This window comes from Pseudovibrio sp. POLY-S9 (assembly GCF_001431305.1).
Classification (GTDB): Bacteria; Pseudomonadota; Alphaproteobacteria; order Rhizobiales; family Stappiaceae; genus Pseudovibrio.
On record NZ_LCWX01000145.1, the window covers coordinates 91,935 to 109,821 of the forward strand.

Here is a 17,887-nt window from a genome sequence, read left to right on the forward strand (position 1 = left end):
GAGGCACGAGGGGCCTTGAGCGCTAACGCTATGCATAAAGAAATCGCTCCAGTGCAAGAGCTGGACCTGTCCCCCTACTCTGTCTTTACAGAGACTGAATGGGCGTCTTTACGCGCAGGCACACCAATGACGTTGAGCATGCAGGAAATTGAAGACCTGCAATCGCTCAATGACTTTGTGTCTCAGGAGCAGGTGAAGAATATTTACCTGCCTCTGTCTCGTCTGCTTGCCTATTACGTGGAAGCTTCCCAAAGCCTTCAGTTTGCAACGAAGCGCTTTTTGGGCATGCAGCTGACCCGAACGCCGTTCATCATTGGTATTGCGGGTTCGGTCTCTGTCGGCAAGTCAACGACGGCCCGCCTGTTGCAGGCACTGCTTTCGCGCTGGCCTGCAAGCCCGAAAGTGGACCTGATCACCACTGACGGTTTTTTGTATCCGAACTCTGTTCTGGAAACAGAAGGATTGATGCGTCGGAAGGGCTTTCCTGAGAGTTATGACCGCTCTGCACTGCTCAAATTCCTGACAGACATCAAGGGCGGAGAGCGCAAAGTTCGTGCCCCGATTTACTCTCATTTCTTCTATGATGTGATGCCGGGACAGCATGTCACAGTCGAACAGCCAGATATTTTGATCGTCGAAGGGCTGAATGTTTTGCAGACTTCGCATCAGCCAAAAGCGGCAAAGGCAGTGCCCTTTGTCTCTGATTTCTTTGACTTTTCCATCTACATTGATGCGGAAGAGCAAGTGCTGCAACGCTGGTATCTGGAGCGTTTCATGCGTCTGCGTGAGACGGCATTCCGAGATCCCGGTTCATATTTCCATAAATTTTCCACAATTTCGAATGATAAGGCGCAAGAGATCGCGAAGGACCTTTGGCAAAACATCAATCTGGAGAACCTTCGCCAGAACATCTTGCCGACGCGACCACGCGCTGATCTGATCCTGACAAAGGGAACAGACCATAGCATCGAAACCGTGGCGCTGCGCAAGATCTAAACGAGCAAACGCGCTCTTACATTGCTGACTGACAGACTGGCACCGAGAGGCAGGCGCCAGCCTGTATTGCATGTGTTTGAGCGTTGAGTGCCTGCAGGCCTTCCCCGGAAAGCTTGCTGGAAAGTTTTGCCTGCCGGCGTGCAAGATGCCCCCGAGCAGGAGCTTGCGTCAGTAAAACGACAGCTGCGCACCATCATCAGACTGGCATGAACCACGAAGCGCGTGAGCGCCTCGACCGTTTCTTATTGCCAAGTTCCAGCAATCTCGCATGCAACGCGCGCGGGAACCGGTGCCACTGTGCCTAAAAAAGGCTTTCGGAGGAATTATGCTACAGCTTGCAAAAGTATCCGCGTATGCAGGGTTTAGTTTTCTGGTTCTCACTACAGCAGTTGCTGCAGGGCCAAACGCTTCTTTTGGTGACCTATCTTTGTCTGAGGAGCCAGTTTCTCTGCTCTCCGGCAAAGATACTCTTCCGCAAAACAAGATGACCACTTCCGGCAACTATAATGTTGCCAAGCCAATTCTTGCTAAAGGCTGGGCGACAGCTGAAGACGGCAAAGCGGGCTCTTCTCTTCAACAAATCCTACCTGTTGGCGCACAGCTGAGCGTGCTGGACTGGGCGACTGACCCAACCAAAGGCGAGCTGGTTCGTCTGGGCGTTGACCAGCCGGACGAAGAAGGCAGCATCACCTCTGACATTTATGTTTCCAAAGCAGATTTTTCGACCTACACGCTGACTGAAGTTGCCAAACTCAGCCGTGACGAAGCAGACAAGATCGCCGGTAGCGAAGAAGACAGCTACATTGGCTATGCTGGTGCTGTGCTGGCAGCAAGCTCTGGCCGTGTTCGCTCTGCTCGCCGCCGACGCGGTATGACTTACTGCTACCGCTATGTGAAGAAGCATCTGATTTCTGAAGGTCTGGTAGACACCTACATTCCGGGTGGCTCGGCTTACATGGCGATCAAGGCTCTCCCGAAATATGGCTTCAAACGCTTGCGCGTGAGCAGCCCTGATCGTGCGCCAGATGGCTCGATCTGCGTTTATAACCGCGACAAACGCAATCGCCACGGCCACATTGAAGTGAAGAAAAGCGATACCTGCTACTGGTACGGCTACGGCTGTAGCAAGAACTCCATGTATGGACGTCGCGACTTTTACGACTGTTTTGCCAAAGGTGACATTAAGCGGAGTTTCTGGGCGTTTACGTCTTCGAGGAAAGACGAGGACGACAATGAACGCGGAAGTTCTGCTCTTGTAAGAAAGAACGATCCTTCTGAACGCCTTTAATACCTGATGATGACACCCTGACTGAAAGGTCGGGGTTTTGTCATTTTGGTGCTTTAAACTTTCCAGATCGGGACATTCCGAGGAGGCCTAAAATGCTTGCATATCTAGCTGCACTGAAATCCGCAGAGAAATCCGAAAAGGATCCCTCTCAAAACCAGAACGAACTGGGGCAGGTCGTGGGCGAAGATATGTTGGATTGGGCTCCGGCTCAGCTGCCGACAGACGAGACGATGGTCGGTCACTTTTGCAGACTGGAGCGATTGGACCCCGAAAAGCATGCGCAAGACCTGTATGAGGCGTTCAGTGTCGATACAGAAGGCCGCAACTGGACCTATCTGGATGAAGGCCCTTTTCCAGACTTTGAAAGCTTTGAGCAATACATCAAGGAGTTGGCTGCCGGGAACGACCCGTTTTCATTTGCTATTATTGAACAAGAAGGCGGAAAAGCTCTTGGTGTTGCGAGTTATATGAACATTGTGCCTGAAACAGGCAGCATTGAAGTTGGGCACATCCACTTCTCCCCCCTGCTGCAACGCAAGTGCGGTGGCACGGAAGCGATGTTCCTGATGATGCAGCGAGTGTTCGATAAATGGGGCTACCGTCGTTATGAATGGCGGTGTAATGCCTTGAACAAAGTGTCTCGCAAAGCAGCTGTACGCCTTGGCTTCAGCTACGAGGGAACATTGCGTCAGGCATCCGTTGTCAAAGGCAAGAACCTTGATACGGCCTGGTTCTCGGTGCTTGATAGCGAATGGCCCGTTTTGCGTGCCTCCTTTGAAAAATGGCTTTCACCTGCGAACTTCAAGGAAAACGGCGCGCGCATCAAAACGCTGTCCGAACTGGTTGCACGAGAAGAGGTCCGAGTCTTTTAACGATCTCTTAGCCGACCTAATGATGATGAAGCCTCGGTGCGCCCGAGGCTTTTTTGTGCGAAGACCTGCCGCACATGCACCTATTACGCTAGATTTCATCTTGTGCTACTCTGCGTACACCTACCCAGGTTTTTCTTATCTCACATTACAAATGCGATTATCACTATGCTCGTTTACGCAGATTACATCGGCTATCTCGCTGCCATTATTGGCACCTTGTGCTGGCTTCCGCAGACCGTGAAAACGTGGCGGTCTCGCGAGACAAAAGACCTTTCCCTTGCTGCAAACCTTCTTGTGCTGAGTACTGTGGTGCTCTGGTTTGTCTATGGCATCATGATGGAGGCCTGGCCGCTTGTTGTTGGCAATATCATCTCCATTATCGCGGTTGGTGCGATTGTGACTGCCAAGCTGATCTATAAATGAGATCGCGCACAGAATGGTCGGATTTGAATAGATAGAGGCCCACAGCATTAAGCTCAGGTTCAGCACACCTTTCGGGACGTAATAGACAGAGACGCTGGTTTAAATTCATATCTATGGGGAGGATATGTTTTGACACGTGAGAAGGAACCAGCATGTTCGACCTCAATAAAAACAATAAGAACGCCGCCGCCCAACAGGAACTCAAAGCGCAGTTGGAAGCGCTCCGTTCAAAATCAGGAACCAAGGTCGAAGAAGAGCGCATCGAAGGCGTAGACAAGAGTGTGCTTGATCGTGCTGCCGCCCCTCGCGAAGTGCAGCTGACCCATGACATTGCTGCAGCGCGTGAGAAGTACCGCGCCGCCTCCAGCGATGAAGACAAGAAGGCCGCGATGAAGCATATCTCCGACCTTGAAATGCGACTGGCGATGGAAAAAGAAAAGAACGCCAAGAATAGATAATTCTGATCTCAGGCAAAGAAAAACCCCAGTGCAGGGTGCTGCACCGGGGTTTTGTATTTTGTACTGTTTGCAGAGCTTAGTTTGCAAGCTCTGCCAGCATGCCAGCTGCCACAGAGAACTTGGAAACCGACAGGTTCTTCTCCAGAATCTCGTTGGTTGCCTGCTGTGTTCTTTCAGCTTTACCGCCATTGCGTTCCAGCCAGCCATCAAAGCCTTTTTCATCCGCAAGGGCTTGAGCAGCCAGATCACGCAGAGCATTTGCCAGGATGGAACGGGAACGGTCGAGCGCCAATCCGTCGTAGTAGTCACGAATGACAAACTCACGAGCCAGCTCTTCAATCGCGCCGAACTTGAAGTGCTCGGCCACGCGGAAGTAAGAGGCTGCAACTTCATCCACGTCACGGTTGGCTTTTTCAGAGACCAGAACGATATCCGGGATCACCATTTCGCCGATGAGACGGGCGATACGAGCCGCGATCATGATTGGAACACCAGCTTCCACCAGACGATCAGTTTCCGCTTTGAGCGTTGCTGCCCGTTCTTCGGAAAGGAATGTTTCCAGACGTGGAGACAGACGCTTGACGGTATCGCGGAAGCGGTTGATCGCAGCTTCCAAACCATCTTCGAAGGAGACGTTGCGCAGGAACCAGATCACCATACCCAGCACCAGATCCTGAACCAGAGTATAGAGCTCTAGCTGCAGATCACCGGAGATGGTGTTGTCGAGACGGTCGATCTCTTCGTTCAGCTGGGTCAGCCCAAAGGCATCACGCACCACAGCGAAGGCACGGGCCACATCAGCAACAGACGCGCCGGTCTGATCGATGATGCGGGTCAGGAATGCAGGGCCACCCCGGTTGATGATGGAGTTCGCCAGCATTGTTGCGATGATTTCGCGACGCAGACGGTGTCCTTCAATTTCCTGAGTGTAGGTCTCTGCCATCTGTTTCGGGAAGTAGCGGTACAGCTCTTTCGCGAGGTAGGCATCATCAGGAACGGAGCTGTTCAGCAACTCATCATGGAGCGTGAGTTTAGCATATGCCAGCAGCACGCCCAGTTCTGGACGAGACAGGTGCTGACCTGCTTTTTCACGTTCTTCAATGGTCACATCATCCGGCAGATCTTCAACGACACGATCCAGCAGATCCTGAGATTCGAGCTGACGCATCATGCGGACCTGATAGCCCAGATCTTCAAGGCCACGACGATCGCAGAGTGAGATTGCCAGAGTTTGCAGGTAGTTGTTACGCAGCACCAGCTGAGCAACTTCGTCTGTCATATCTGCCAGCAGAACGTTGCGGTCCGGAGTGGTCAGGGTACCCTTCTTAACTGCAGCGCCCAGCGCAATCTTGATGTTCACTTCCATATCGGAGGAGTTCACACCAGCGGAGTTGTCAATCGCATCGGAGTTACAGCGGCCACCGGCACGAGAGAACTCGATACGAGCTTTCTGAGTGATGCCGAGGTTTGCACCTTCGCCGATAACTTTCGAACCGACTTCAGCCGCTGTGATGCGGATTGCGTCGTTACCACGGTCCCCCACATCACTGTTGTTTTCGTCAGAAGCGCGGATGTATGTGCCGATACCACCGAACCACAGCAGGTCTGCCTGCATCTTCAGGATAGCGGTCATGACCTCCTGAGGAGATGCTTTCGACTTGTTGAGGCCGAGCATCTTCTGAACCTGAATGGTCAGAGGAATAGACTTGGAAGAACGTGGGTAGATGCCGCCGCCTTCTGAGAGCAGCTCCTTGTTGTAGTCTTGCCAGGAAGAGCGCCCCAGATCGAACATACGCTTGCGTTCTTCCCAGGTCACAGCTGGATCCGGGTTCGGGTCAAGGAAGATATCGCGGTGATCGAAGGCAGCAACGAGTTTGGTTGCTTTTGAAAGCAGCATACCGTTGCCGAATACGTCTCCAGACATGTCACCAACACCACATGCGGTGAATGGCTCTTTCTGGATGTCACGGTCCATTTCGCGGAAGTGACGTTTCACAGCTTCCCAACCGCCGCGAGCGGTAATGCCCATCTTCTTATGGTCATACCCAGCGGAACCGCCGGACGCGAATGCATCGCCCAGCCAGAAGCCTTTGCTTTCTGAGATTGCGTTTGCGGTATCTGAGAAGGTCGCGGTGCCTTTATCAGCTGCCACAACGAGGTATGGGTCGTCCTGATCGTGACGAACAACCAGCTCTGGCGGCAGGATGAGGTCAGCGTCCAGGTTATCTGTCAGATCCAGCAGGGAGGAGATGAAGATCTTGTAGGCTTCAGTTCCTTCCGCAATCCACTCGTCACGGCTGCCTGTTTTTGGAAGCTGTTTCGGCAGGAAACCACCTTTTGAGCCAACAGGAACGATCACAGCGTTCTTGACCTGCTGTGCTTTCACAAGGCCCAGCACTTCTGTGCGGTAATCCTGAGCACGGTCGGACCAACGCAGGCCACCACGAGCAGCCGGACCAAAGCGCATGTGCACGCCTTCAACGCGCGGGCTGTACACAAAGATCTCGCGGTACGGCAGCGGCTTTGGCAGACCTTCCACTTTATGTGGGTCAAGCTTGAATGCAAAGGTTGGTTTTGGCTGGCCAGCATCATCCAACTGGAAGAAGTTGGTGCGCAGTGTCGCCAGGATCAAATTCTGGAAACGACGGAGAATACGGTCGTCATCCAGGCTCGTTACTTCATCAAGGCTTGCGGAAATCTCATCAATCAGACGCCCCTCCTTACCCGAACGTTCAAACGTTCCGAGTGTAGGATCAAAGCGTGTATGGAACAGGTGAACGAGCTGCTGAGCGATCTGTGGATAGCGGTTAAGAGTTCCCCACATATAATCTTCAGAATAGAGGATTCCAGCCTGACGCAAGTAGCGGGAGAGCGCCCGGATCATAGCGATGTCGCGCCATGCCAATCCTGCTGTCAGTGCAAGGGCATTATAACCGTCGTTTTCAGCCTGTTTGTTCCAGACTGCGAGGAACAATGCACCGAGGCGCTCGATATCCGCTTCTGTGAAGTTGCGGAAGCGGTTTTCATCCAGATGCAGCGTTGTGTCGTGCAGATAGCTAAGTTCGCGATCTGACGGCGTAATCCGGTAGGTTCTCTCGTTGATGACGCGGAACCCGAGATTTTCGAGCATCGGCACACGAGCAGACAGCGGAATCGGTTTGTTGAGGTGGTAGGCACGCAGAGAAATCTGGCCCTTTCCTTCACGCTCGCGCTTGTAGAAGCTGATGACAAGCGGGCGCTTCTCGCCCAGCTGTTCAACGCGGCGAATATCTTTGGTCGCGGTCACCGCTGGTGTCGCGGAAGTGTATTCACCATCAAACGCAGAACCATACCGCTTCAGCAGTGCGCCAGAGATGGCGTTGCCATAGACTGAGCGGAGCGCTTCTCGCAGACTGTCTGTCCAGGTGCGGACGATGACCTGAATAGAGGCTTCCAGCTCTGCTTGAGACGGTTGAGGCGTATCACCGATGTAACGGCCAATGATGTAGTGAACGCGGACAAGAGGGCCTTCAGGGAAGGTTGCGTACCAGGCAGACAGACGACCTTCGTAGACGTTTGCCAGATACTTACCAACTCGCTCACGAATGCTCGTGGTGAAATGATCACGCGGGATGTAAGTGATGATCGATACGAAACGGTCGAACTTATCGGTTCTGGACAGAACACGGACACGTGGCCGCTCGTTGAGCTGAAGAATCGCATCTGCAAAGTTGGAGAGGGTTTCAACATCAATCTGGAACAGATCATCACGCGGATAACCTTCCAAGATGTTGCGAAGTGCGCGACCGCTGTGGCTTTCCGGATCAAAGCCGTGCTTTTTCATTACTTTCGCGGTCTTATGGCGAATGTAAGGAATGGAGCTGGTTGAGCGGGTGTACGCTGTGGCGGTGAAGAGACCGACAACGCGCAGTTCACCACGAAGTTTGCCTTCATCATCAAACAGCTTCACGCCAACATAGTCCATGTGCACGTGACGGTGGACGCGGCTGCGGATGTTGGCTTTACCGATGATCAATGGTTCCGGCTTCAGCAGAAACTCTCTGATTTCCGGTGTCATAACAACGAATTCAGAGCCCTTGCGGAGCACGCGGACCTTCGGATCGGTCAGAATGCCGAGACCGGAACCTTCGATCAGAGAGAGTTCGCTGTTTTCGCTGGTGTCATCGAAAATAAACTCGCGGATACCCAAAAGGGTGAAGTTATCAGCCGCCATCCACTCAAGGAAGGCGATTGCTTCGTCAAACTGCTTGTTGTCTGCCTTTGCACGGACCTGCTGGTATTCTTCAACCGCCAGCTGGATTCTGTCGCGCATTGGGCGCCAGTCCTGCACGGCCTGACGGACGTCGTTGAGAACAAGGTCAAGAGTCTCTTCGAGCTTCTGGATGTCCTCATCAGAGTTCAAGCGTGTAAGGTGGATATGGATGAGACTTTCGCGGCGAACAGATGGTCCTCCCAGACCAACAGTGCCGTGGAATTTTTGCAGGCCGCCATCATCATCACGCTCTACGATGAAGAGTGGGTGCAGTACGAGGCGGACTTCGTAGCCAGCAGTTTGGATTGCCCCCATCGCGGAGGAAACGAGGAAGGCCATGTTATCGTTGACGATTTCAACGATGGTAATGTCTTCGAGCTGCTTACCGTCAGCGTTTGGCTGCGGGTTGAACACGCGAATACGATGGGTCCCCAGCGGGTGATTTGCGAAATCAGCCCAGGCTTCCTGCGATACGACCGCAAGCTCTGATGGGGTATAGTTCAGGAGATCTTCTGCATCGGCGTGAGAGAAGAGGTCTTCGGCAAACCTTGCTTCGTCTTCGTTATCGTCAATTAGCAGTGCACAGGTATCGGCAATAAGCCCAGCTTTAGCCTCGGCTGTCGTTACAGACATTCAGGCGTTCCTCATCCAACATTATAGTCGGCACAGGCTGCGCGAACATGCCACATGGACGCGGCCTATGCCTTTGAAACCTATTAAGGTGCATTTACTCAATATTTCAATGCGAAACGCGACAAGAATCCCGCAAAAACATCGTTTTCAGTAGAATGTGTTCGGATGTGAGCGACATACGGGAATTCTTGTAATATTCGAAAAGCCCTTCCTGTGAACCTGAAGTTGCTTGAGCCCCCCTCAACTGCCAATTGAGGACAGAGGCCTAAAAAAACGCGCCCTATTCTGTGACAATAGGTGATGGACGTTGTACAACCCCTGAACCTAATTCCAACTACAAGCTCCAAGGAGTCGAAAATGTCAGTGCGCGTGTTCATTGATGGAGAAGCCGGAACGACGGGTCTGCAGATCCGCGAGCGTCTGGCCGGGCGCCGTGACATTGAGATCCTCAGCATCGCTCCGGAGCGCCGCAAGGAGCTGGCAGCTCGTGCAGAACTATTGAACTCTTCTGATGTTGCGATCCTGTGCCTGCCGGATGCAGCTGCACTGGAAAGCGTGTCGCTCATCAAGAATGACAGCACCCGCGTTATTGATGCATCTTCTGCACACCGCGTTAATCCAGATTGGGCCTACGGCTTTCCTGAGATGACGAAGGATCAGGCGGAGATCATTTCCAACGCGCGGTTCGTTTCCAATCCGGGTTGTTACCCGCAAGGCGTGATCGCGACTGTACGTCCACTGCTGGAAGCTGGAGTTATTCCGTCCACCCACGCACTCACTGTGAACGCAGTTTCCGGTTATACTGGCGGTGGCCGTCAGATGATTGAAAAGTATGAAGCCAGCGACAAGCCGTCTTCTTACTGGCCTTACGGTTTGCAGTTTGGACACAAGCATCTGCCGGAAATGCAGCTGTATGCTGACCTTGCCCATGCACCATTGTTCCAGCCAGCGGTTGGCAACTATGCGCAGGGCATGATGACATTTGTTCCGTTACAGCTGGGACAACTGCGTAACGCACCAACAGGCAAAGACCTGCACGCTGTGCTTGATGACCATTTCTCCAGCATTGCTGGCGATGTGGAGGTCGCACCGTTTGAAAGCGTCAACGCAATTGAGGATCTGAGCCCGGAAATCTTCAACGGCACAAACAAAATGCAGCTGCACGTTTTTGCCAATGATGACCGGCACCAAGCTCTGCTGGTCGCAATCTATGACAACCTTGGCAAGGGCGCTTCCGGCGCAGCCGTCCAAAACCTGAATATTATGATGGGCCTGAACGAGAGCATTGATCTCGCTGTCGCCTAATAAAAATTAGAGAATTCCAGAGATCCGAGGAGAGTCTTCCATGGAAAAGTTTAGTACACTGACAGGCGTTGCTGCGCCGCTGCCACTGGTCAATATCGACACCGATATGATCATCCCGAAGCAGTTTCTGAAAACCATCAAGCGTTCAGGCCTTGGCACTGCACTTTTCCATGAGATGCGTACCAACGACGACGGCTCCAGAAACGAAGAGTTTGTGCTGAACAAGCCAAGCTACGAGAATGCTCAGATCCTTGTTGCTGGTGATAACTTCGGCTGCGGCTCTTCCCGTGAGCACGCGCCTTGGGCTCTGCTGGATTACGGCATTCGCTGTGTGATCTCCACCAGCTTTGCTGACATCTTCTACAACAACTGCTTTAAAAACGGCATTCTGCCGATCGTGGTGAGTCAGGAAGATCTCGACAAGCTTATGGATGATGCGTCCCGCGGCGCAAACGCGACACTGACTGTTGATCTGGAAGAACAGGAAGTGCGCGGCCCGGATGGTGGCTCAATCAAGTTTGATCTGGACCCACACCGCAAGCATTGCCTGCTGAACGGCCTTGACGACATTGGTCAGACTTTTCAAAAGACCGACCACATCGACAGCTACGAAGACAAACTGGGACTGAGCCATCCTTGGCACTAACCAAGTTGGTATAAAGCAAATTTTTCAGGGCGCCCTTGTGGCGCCCTTGTTATATGGACTCCGCACGGTGCAATCCTTGGAGGTCTGAATGAATAAAGACGCTGGCAAGAGGCTCTCGTTCAAGGCGACATTTATTTGGAGTTTCGCAGCCTTATTCCTTCCAATCTGGATTCTAGGCTTCACTGCCAGCATTTTTGCCGGAACTTGTCAGAAGCCTGGTATTGATGAAGAGAGAAAAGTCCGCGCCTGCAGCATTTCTATCACAACAGGTTTATTGAACACCCTCATCGCATCTGAAGAAAAGAAACTTGCGATGTTGTACTTAGAACGCGGCATTGCACTTAGTCACCTCGATCATTCGCAAGAAGCAATTGAGGACTTTAGGCTCGCGATAGAGAAGGCTACCGGCATTCCATTGCCTGAGTTGGCTCAGCGCATTGAAGCTAATGACGACTTTCTGGAATTCTTCCATAAGCGCACAGGCCAAAAGCTCACTCGATCCCCTATTTCATCTCTTGGGTATTCTAGCAGAAAGCGATTTGAAGGGCTGATCTTGCGGTTGATTAGTGAGGACCCAGCTTCCAAAGCTTGGTCCAACTGGGAAAAGCTGCTTAAAGAGGCTTAAAGAGGCTTAAAGCTAAACAGCCTTGTCTCCTCACCAATCTCTGTTAGCTTAAGCAGCCTAGTCTTCCAAGAGCTGCACGATTGCTGTGTGGCCTTTGTTGCGGGCGTGGTCGATTGGGAGGGCGCCGTTACGGTCAGCGATGATTTTGTCAGCTCCGGCATCAACGAGTTTCTTGACGATCGTCTGATAAGGTTCACTGCCGTCGCCAAGAATGGTGGCCTCAAGAAGTGCGGTCCAGCCCAGATTATTGACATGGTCAAGCGGTGCGCCAGCCTTAATCAGCATGGAAACAATCTCGACAGCCCCCTGATGGCTTCCGTATATGAGTGCAGAGCCTTCATAGACAGATGTCACCATGGAAGGGTCGATCCCTAAGTCCAGAGCCAACCGTGCCAGTTCAGGGTTACTCGTGGTGATCGCTATGTTCAGCACATCACGCTTTTTGGCATCCATCAGATTGATGTCAGCGCCGAGTTTGACCAAGTGCTCGACCAGCTCAAGATCTCCACGTCTGGCTGCAACGATAACCGCTGTATCACCAGAGCTGTCACGGGCATCCAGTGACGCTCCGGCCTTTGCGATTTGGTCTAATGCCTTCATGTCATTCGCCTCTACTGCAGCAAAAACGTCTTGCTCTGTATAAGTTTGAGCAAGCGCAGAAGAGTTTAGCCCACCCAGCGTGAGCAGTGTAGCCACAACGGCTCCTGCAAGTACTTTACTGACTGTGTTTGGCATGGAAGCAGTTTCCTCTTTGAGTGAGACGTTGGTTGGCTCAGTCAAAGCGGCAAACTATGACTGCATGAAGGCGACATGCAGTCATATCACAAGCTGACGGCTTGATTTACAATGCGCTTTTCAAAAGATCGTGCAGATGTGTTTACGCGATATCGGCAACGACCATAGAGATGCCGACAGCAAAGACGCAAAGGCTGGCGAGCATGGAGACGCGTTTGCCGTTGTTGCTGTTTGCCAGCCACACGCGGGCAGGGCCGGAAACGAGGCTGCCAACGCCGTAGTAAACAATCAGGCAGAGTAGGCTTGCCACCATGCCGAAAACCAGCGCGTAGAGCCAGAAAGGCATAACCTCCGGCACATAGAACTGCGGCAGTAGAGAGAAATAGAAGAGCATTCCCTTTGGGTTCAGCAAACTGGTGAGAAAGCCGAACTTCAGATCATTGGTATCTGCTGGTGCTTGTTGCTCATCTTCTGAAGTCCACATGCCGCTTGCGAAGAAGAGGCGATAGGCCAAATACATAAGATAGGCCAGACCTACCCAGCGGATTGCCTGAAACAGTCTTGGTTCCGCCAGGAAGAGAGACTGAAAACCTGCAGCAACCAAGACGGTGAACACGAGATAACCAGCTGAAATTCCGAGAGATGCTTTGAGGGCAGCGGGTTTTCCGCTCGCAAGTGCCCTGCTGGTGACATACAGCATATCCGGGCCGGGCACGATAATCAGACTTAGGATGGTGATCAAAAAGAGAAGGGTATTCGCTGCCATTGAGAGTATTTTCTTATGAGAGGTTTTATTCCAAATTTTCTCCGAATATACTGCGGCGCATACCCTCCGAATATCGAATTGATTCCGAAAAATGACCTCTTCTCACCATCTCGACCGAACAGACTTCGTCATATTGGAAATTTTGCAGAATAATGCACTGCTTCCCAATAAACAGGTGGCCGCAGAGGTTAACCTGAGCCCATCGGCTTGCCATGAACGTATTAAGCGATTGAAAGACAGTGGTATTTTACAGAGTAGCCATGCCGTCGTGGACCCGAAAGCCTATGGAGTGGGCTTTGAGGCAATGTTCTTCATTCAGCTGGACAGACACGAGGCACTTCTGGTGGAGGAATTCATGCAGGAGGTCGTTGGGCTACCGGAAGTAAAATCCGTCACGCTGATCAGTGGAGCATACGATATCGTCGCCCATCTGCGTGTTCGCGATATCGATCACCTGAAAAGCCTCGCCTTTGAAAAGTTCACAAAGCGAGCCTACATCACCAAGATCGAAAGCTCGATTATCTATGATTTTAAAGAGAGCCGTGTGCAGAAGCCGCTTTAAAGGGCTGCTGGCTTAACTGCGCTTAGCAGCAACTTCTTGTTTATGGCGCTCATTGAGAGCGTCCACTTCGTCCAGCTTGCGACCAACGCGCGCCAAAGCGGCGGCAGCTGTCGTAAACTGGTTTGCTTTATCGACATAAAGCTTTTGCGCCGTTTCAGGAAATTCCTGCAGCATGCGGGAGAAGAGTGCGCGGCGGACGCGGATCAATTCGCAATTTTCAAGTGCGACTGCACGGGCCGGACGTTTGCCCTCAGCCATCAGTGCGTTTTCGCCGAACAGAGTACCGGGGCCGTAGGTGCCTCTGGGACGCGCGTCGCGCCCCATACCGGTTTCCAGCTGCACCTTGCCGATTGTCAGCACGATGCCACCGTCTGCCCGCTCACCCTCATTAAAAATTGTTCCACCTTTAGACACCTGCATGGTTTCCGCACTGAATGCGAGCAGGCGCAACTGGTCCTCTGAAAATTGCGAGAGGAGAGGAACGCGTCTTAAGATTTCGATGTCGCGGGCTAGACTCATAGTTCTTGGATTAGCTGCTTATGCCTCAAGGCACAAGCTTATATCCACCAGCTTCTGTCACGAGCAGCTCCGCATTGGACGGATCACGCTCAATTTTCTGACGCAGACGGTAAATATGAGTTTCCAGCGTGTGTGTGGTGACGCCGGAGTTGTAGCCCCAAACTTCATGCAGCAGCACGTCGCGTGTCACTGGCTTTTCACCTGCACGGTAGAGGAACTTCAGGATAGAAGTTTCTTTTTCGGTCAGGCGAACCTTCCCACCACTATCGTCCTGCATAGACTTTGCAGCAGGCTGGAAGGAGTAACGGCCAATGGTGAACACAGCATCTTCGCTCTGTTCATGCTGACGCAGATGCGCACGAATGCGAGCAAGCAGAACAGCGAACTTGAATGGCTTGGTGACGTAGTCGTTTGCGCCAGCTTCCAAACCAAGGATCGTGTCACTATCTGTGTCATGACCGGTGAGCATGATGACTGGAGCGCCAAAGCCTGCTTTACGCAGCAACTTCACAGCTTCACGGCCATCAATGTCCGGCAGACCAACGTCCATCAGAACTAGGTCGAAGTGATCTTCTTTTGCTTTTTTGATGCCAGTCGCAGCACTGTCAGCTTGAGTGGTTTCAAATTCATCATAAAGCGACAGCTGCTCAACGAGCGCTTCACGCAGATCGTTATCGTCATCTACAAGCAGAATTTTACGTGCAGTCATATTCTCACCCAATCACCAATCTTTGGTGCTAGCCCTAAAACTTATCTCACATAAATACATGAAGGGTTGCCGAAAAAAAGGCGAGCAAAAACGTGGTAAATCTCAAAGTTTTTCGTAAAATCTACTTCACGCGTAAGTGACCCCCGCTTTATTTGGGAGTGTTTCTCCCGGTGTTTTCCGCAGGACAACAGGTTCATAGATGCTTCCTCTCGCAGTACCCACTCCCCCCGCAAAGCTACTTAAGAAGACCCAGAAGACCCTATTTGTGCGGCATACAGGTGATGAGCCTCACTCAGGAACACTGACGCTAGGCGCAGTAACATTTGCGTGTGCACTTGGACGATCTGGTTTGACGCACACAAAGCGCGAAGGTGACGGCGCAACTCCGATTGGGCGTTTTGAACTGCTGAATGTGTATTACCGCTCGGATCGCAGCTCTTGTCCAGTCACGTATTTGCCAGTTTCACCCCTGTCTCAAAGCGATGGTTGGTGTGATTCTCCTCAGGATACTCTTTATAACCGCCCCGTCGATCTGCCGTTTGAGCCCAGCCATGAGAAGATGTGGCGAGATGACCGGCTTTACGACATTGTTGTCGTGCTGGATTGCAATATGTATCCGGCGGTCAAAGGCGAAGGCAGCGCAATCTTCTTTCACGTGGCACGAGAAGGCTTTTTACCGACAGAGGGATGCGTTGCGGTTTATCCGGAAGTGATGCGTGAAATCCTGAAGGAAATGGCGCCTGGGGATGTAATGGAAGTCTGTGCGGATTAGTGCAAAACCAGAGAATTCGATTAGGGAGGCTTTAAAGCTGGCCTCACAATCGTTTCAGACAAGGTTTTTCCCTGCATTTTCCCTAGTAATCTAAAGTAATTTAATCCATATAGTGCCTTCTTGACGGATTACGCATGAATGGAAGCAAGCTCATGGCGGATACGCTGGTTCCCTTTTTGAAAATGAACGGTTTAGGCAATGATTTCGTGGTGTTTGATGGCCGCGCAAAGAAGGTTGTCTTAACTCCGGCGCAAATTGCAGCTATCGGAGACCGCGAAAAGGGTATTGGTTTTGACCAGATGATTACGGTCGAGCCTGCAAGTTCTGATGCTTATGCCTTTATGCGCATCCACAATCGCGATGGCAGCGAAGTAGATGCTTGCGGTAACGCAACACGCTGCATTGGCCGTCTGCTAATGGGTGAAGCAGGCACTCCAAGCGTTCCTATTCAGACCAACGCTGGTTTACTGATTGCACATGCTTCTGACACAGAGACGCTGGTGAGCGTTGATATGGGCAGGCCTCGCTTTGAGTGGGATCAGATTCCACTGGCAGAAGAGTTTGCGGACACGCGGGCCATTGAGCTGCAGATCGGGCCGATAGACGAGCCAGTTCTGCACTCACCAAGCGTTGTGAATGTTGGTAATCCGCACGCCATTTTCTGGGTGAATGATATTGAAGCCCACGACCTTGCGCGATTTGGACCATTGCTTGAGTGTCATCCGATGTTCCCTGAAAAGGCGAATATCTCTCTTGCTCAGATCATTGGCGAAAACGAGATCCGCATGAAAGTCTGGGAACGCGGTGCTGGCTTGACAAAAGCTTGTGGCACCGGGGCCTGCGCAGTGGGTGTTTCTGCTGCCAGAACTGGACGGACAGGACGTAAGTGCACTGTCCATCTGCCGGGAGGACCGCTGGGTATTGAGTGGCGTGAGGACAACGACCACATCATGATGACCGGTGAAACCGCAATTGAATTCGAGGGCGAGCTCAATCTCGACACCCTCACCTACACAAAGACCGCTTCGGGGGACGCGGCAATGGAGCCTACGCAGTGAGCATTGATGTTGTGACATTTGGCTGCCGACTGAACGCTTATGAGTCGGAAGTGATGAAGCGCGAAGCAGAGGCCGCAGGCCTTAAGGATGCCGTGCTGATCAACACATGTGCCGTGACCAACGAAGCTGTCCGTCAAGCACGGCAGACCATTCGCAAAACCCGCCGCGAAAATCCGGATGCACGTATTATCGTGACTGGCTGTGCGGCCCAGACAGAATCTGAAACCTTTGCCGAGATGGGTGAAGTGGATCTGGTTCTTGGTAACTCCGAAAAGCTGGAGCGCGCCTCTTATGGCCGTGTCGCTCAGTTTGGCATTGAAGAAACCGAGAAGGTGCGCGTCAACGACATTATGAGCGTGCGCGAAACCGCTGGTCACCTGATCGATGGACTGGAAGGACGCTCTCGTGCGTTTGTTCAGGTCCAGAATGGCTGTGACCATCGCTGCACCTTCTGCATCATCCCTTATGGCCGCGGTAACTCACGTTCTGTGCCGATGGGCGTGGTGATTGACCAGATCAAACGCCTTGTCGATAACGGCTATGGCGAGATTGTTCTGACTGGCGTTGATATTACCTCCTACGGCGCTGATCTGCCAGGAATGCCGAAGCTTGGAACGCTTTGCTCCAAGATTTTGAAGATGGTTCCTGATCTCAAGCGCTTGCGTCTGTCCTCCATCGACAGCATTGAAGCTGATGATGAGTTGATGGAAGTGATTGCGCATGATCATCGTCTGATGTCGCATCTGCACCTTTCCCTGCAGGCTGGCGACAACATGATCCTCAAGCGCATGAAGCGCCGTCATTCTCGTGAAGATACGATCCAGTTCTGCGAAGACGTACGCAAGATGCGCCCGGATGTTGTTTTCGGCGCTGACATCATTGCCGGTTTCCCGACCGAGACTGATGAGATGTTTGAGAACACCCTGCGCATCGTTGATGAGTGTGGGCTGACACATCTGCATGTGTTCCCATTCTCTCCACGCCCTGGCACTCCAGCGGCCCGTATGCCGCAGCTCGATCGCAAGATCATTAAAGAGCGCGCTGCACGCCTTCGTGAAAAGGGGCAGGAAGCTTTGCTGGCTCACCTTCGTGCTGAAGTGGGCAAGAAGCGTGAGATCCTGATTGAGCGTGAGGGACTTGGTCGCACCGAGCAATTTACTCAGGTTGAACTGGATGCGGATGTTGCCGGAAGCCTTGTCTCCGCACGCATTACAGGGCATACCGAAAGACATCTAATTGCAGAGCCACTTGGCAAAGCAGCTTAAGCT

At 52.3% G+C, this 17,887-nt stretch carries 17 protein-coding genes; 12 read left to right on the plus strand and 5 right to left on the minus strand.

Annotated elements, in window-relative coordinates; all coding sequences use genetic code 11:
* Positions 1-30 precede the first annotated feature (30 nt).
* The 5 genes from coaA (at position 31) to PPL9_RS12725 (ending at position 4,037) form a co-directional block, all read left to right on the plus strand.
* Positions 31-996 (plus strand): type I pantothenate kinase, encoded by a 966-nt coding sequence (gene coaA / locus PPL9_RS12705; RefSeq protein ID WP_057463035.1) that lies wholly within the window; start codon positions 31-33, stop codon positions 994-996.
* Between the two features lie 325 nt (positions 997-1,321).
* The gene (locus PPL9_RS12710) at positions 1,322-2,284 is read left to right on the plus strand and encodes a hypothetical protein (protein WP_057463036.1); all 963 of its coding nucleotides are present in this window, start codon (positions 1,322-1,324) and stop codon (positions 2,282-2,284) included.
* Between the two features lie 92 nt (positions 2,285-2,376).
* The gene (locus tag PPL9_RS12715) at positions 2,377-3,156 is read left to right on the plus strand and encodes a GNAT family protein (RefSeq protein ID WP_057463037.1); all 780 of its coding nucleotides are present in this window, start codon (positions 2,377-2,379) and stop codon (positions 3,154-3,156) included.
* A gap of 165 nt (positions 3,157-3,321) precedes the next feature.
* Positions 3,322-3,579, plus strand: coding sequence for a PQ-loop domain-containing transporter (locus PPL9_RS12720; RefSeq protein ID WP_057463038.1), 258 nt, complete (start codon positions 3,322-3,324; stop codon positions 3,577-3,579).
* A 152-nt stretch (positions 3,580-3,731) separates the two neighbouring features.
* Positions 3,732-4,037 carry a hypothetical protein gene (locus tag PPL9_RS12725; RefSeq protein ID WP_057463039.1) on the plus strand — a complete coding sequence of 102 codons (306 nt, stop codon included), beginning with the start codon at positions 3,732-3,734 and terminating at the stop codon, positions 4,035-4,037.
* 76 nt (positions 4,038-4,113) lie between these two features.
* Here the strand turns inward: PPL9_RS12725 and PPL9_RS12730 are convergent, their stop codons facing one another.
* Positions 4,114-8,922, minus strand: coding sequence for an NAD-glutamate dehydrogenase (locus PPL9_RS12730; RefSeq protein ID WP_057463040.1), 4,809 nt, complete (start codon positions 8,920-8,922; stop codon positions 4,114-4,116).
* 357 nt (positions 8,923-9,279) lie between these two features.
* Here PPL9_RS12730 and argC point away from each other — a divergent pair, with 357 nt between their 5' ends.
* From argC to PPL9_RS12745, 3 genes are all read left to right on the plus strand, one after another.
* The gene (argC, locus tag PPL9_RS12735) at positions 9,280-10,227 is read left to right on the plus strand and encodes an N-acetyl-gamma-glutamyl-phosphate reductase (protein ID WP_057463041.1); all 948 of its coding nucleotides are present in this window, start codon (positions 9,280-9,282) and stop codon (positions 10,225-10,227) included.
* A 40-nt stretch (positions 10,228-10,267) separates the two neighbouring features.
* Positions 10,268-10,873 carry a 3-isopropylmalate dehydratase small subunit gene (leuD, locus tag PPL9_RS12740; RefSeq protein WP_057463042.1) on the plus strand — a complete coding sequence of 202 codons (606 nt, stop codon included), beginning with the start codon at positions 10,268-10,270 and terminating at the stop codon, positions 10,871-10,873.
* Between the two features lie 88 nt (positions 10,874-10,961).
* Positions 10,962-11,498, plus strand: coding sequence for a hypothetical protein (locus tag PPL9_RS12745; protein WP_208989345.1), 537 nt, complete (start codon positions 10,962-10,964; stop codon positions 11,496-11,498).
* A 57-nt stretch (positions 11,499-11,555) separates the two neighbouring features.
* Here PPL9_RS12745 and PPL9_RS12750 read toward each other — a convergent pair whose 3' ends face one another.
* Together PPL9_RS12750 and PPL9_RS12755 are read right to left on the minus strand one after the other, a co-directional pair.
* Complete coding sequence (locus PPL9_RS12750; RefSeq protein ID WP_057463244.1) at positions 11,556-12,233, minus strand: ankyrin repeat domain-containing protein; 678 nt, start codon at positions 12,231-12,233, stop codon at positions 11,556-11,558.
* 142 nt (positions 12,234-12,375) lie between these two features.
* A complete protein-coding gene (locus tag PPL9_RS12755; protein ID WP_057463043.1) occupies positions 12,376-12,999 on the minus strand; it encodes a LysE family translocator in 624 nt (207 codons plus the stop codon).
* Between the two features lie 91 nt (positions 13,000-13,090).
* Here PPL9_RS12755 and PPL9_RS31320 point away from each other — a divergent pair, with 91 nt between their 5' ends.
* Entirely contained in the window at positions 13,091-13,561 is a 471-nt protein-coding gene (locus tag PPL9_RS31320) for an Lrp/AsnC family transcriptional regulator (RefSeq protein WP_082596803.1), read from the plus strand.
* A gap of 12 nt (positions 13,562-13,573) precedes the next feature.
* Here the strand turns inward: PPL9_RS31320 and PPL9_RS12765 are convergent, their stop codons facing one another.
* Entirely contained in the window at positions 13,574-14,011 is a 438-nt protein-coding gene (locus PPL9_RS12765) for a cyclic nucleotide-binding domain-containing protein (RefSeq protein ID WP_208980539.1), read from the minus strand.
* Between the two features lie 94 nt (positions 14,012-14,105).
* The gene (locus PPL9_RS12770) at positions 14,106-14,789 is read right to left on the minus strand and encodes a response regulator transcription factor (RefSeq protein WP_057463045.1); all 684 of its coding nucleotides are present in this window, start codon (positions 14,787-14,789) and stop codon (positions 14,106-14,108) included.
* A gap of 265 nt (positions 14,790-15,054) precedes the next feature.
* On the opposite strand from PPL9_RS12770, the gene PPL9_RS12775 reads away from it, so the two are divergent.
* The 3 genes from PPL9_RS12775 (at position 15,055) to mtaB (ending at position 17,884) form a co-directional block, all read left to right on the plus strand.
* A complete protein-coding gene (locus tag PPL9_RS12775) occupies positions 15,055-15,561 on the plus strand; it encodes a L,D-transpeptidase family protein (RefSeq protein ID WP_244273168.1) in 507 nt (168 codons plus the stop codon).
* Between the two features lie 152 nt (positions 15,562-15,713).
* Positions 15,714-16,619, plus strand: a complete 906-nt coding sequence (gene dapF / locus PPL9_RS12780; protein ID WP_057463046.1) for a diaminopimelate epimerase — start codon at positions 15,714-15,716, stop codon at positions 16,617-16,619.
* A complete protein-coding gene (mtaB, locus tag PPL9_RS12785; RefSeq protein WP_057463047.1) occupies positions 16,616-17,884 on the plus strand; it encodes a tRNA (N(6)-L-threonylcarbamoyladenosine(37)-C(2))-methylthiotransferase MtaB in 1,269 nt (422 codons plus the stop codon). The genes dapF and mtaB overlap by 4 nt, the downstream gene beginning before the upstream one ends.
* The last annotated feature ends 3 nt before the right edge of the window (positions 17,885-17,887 follow it).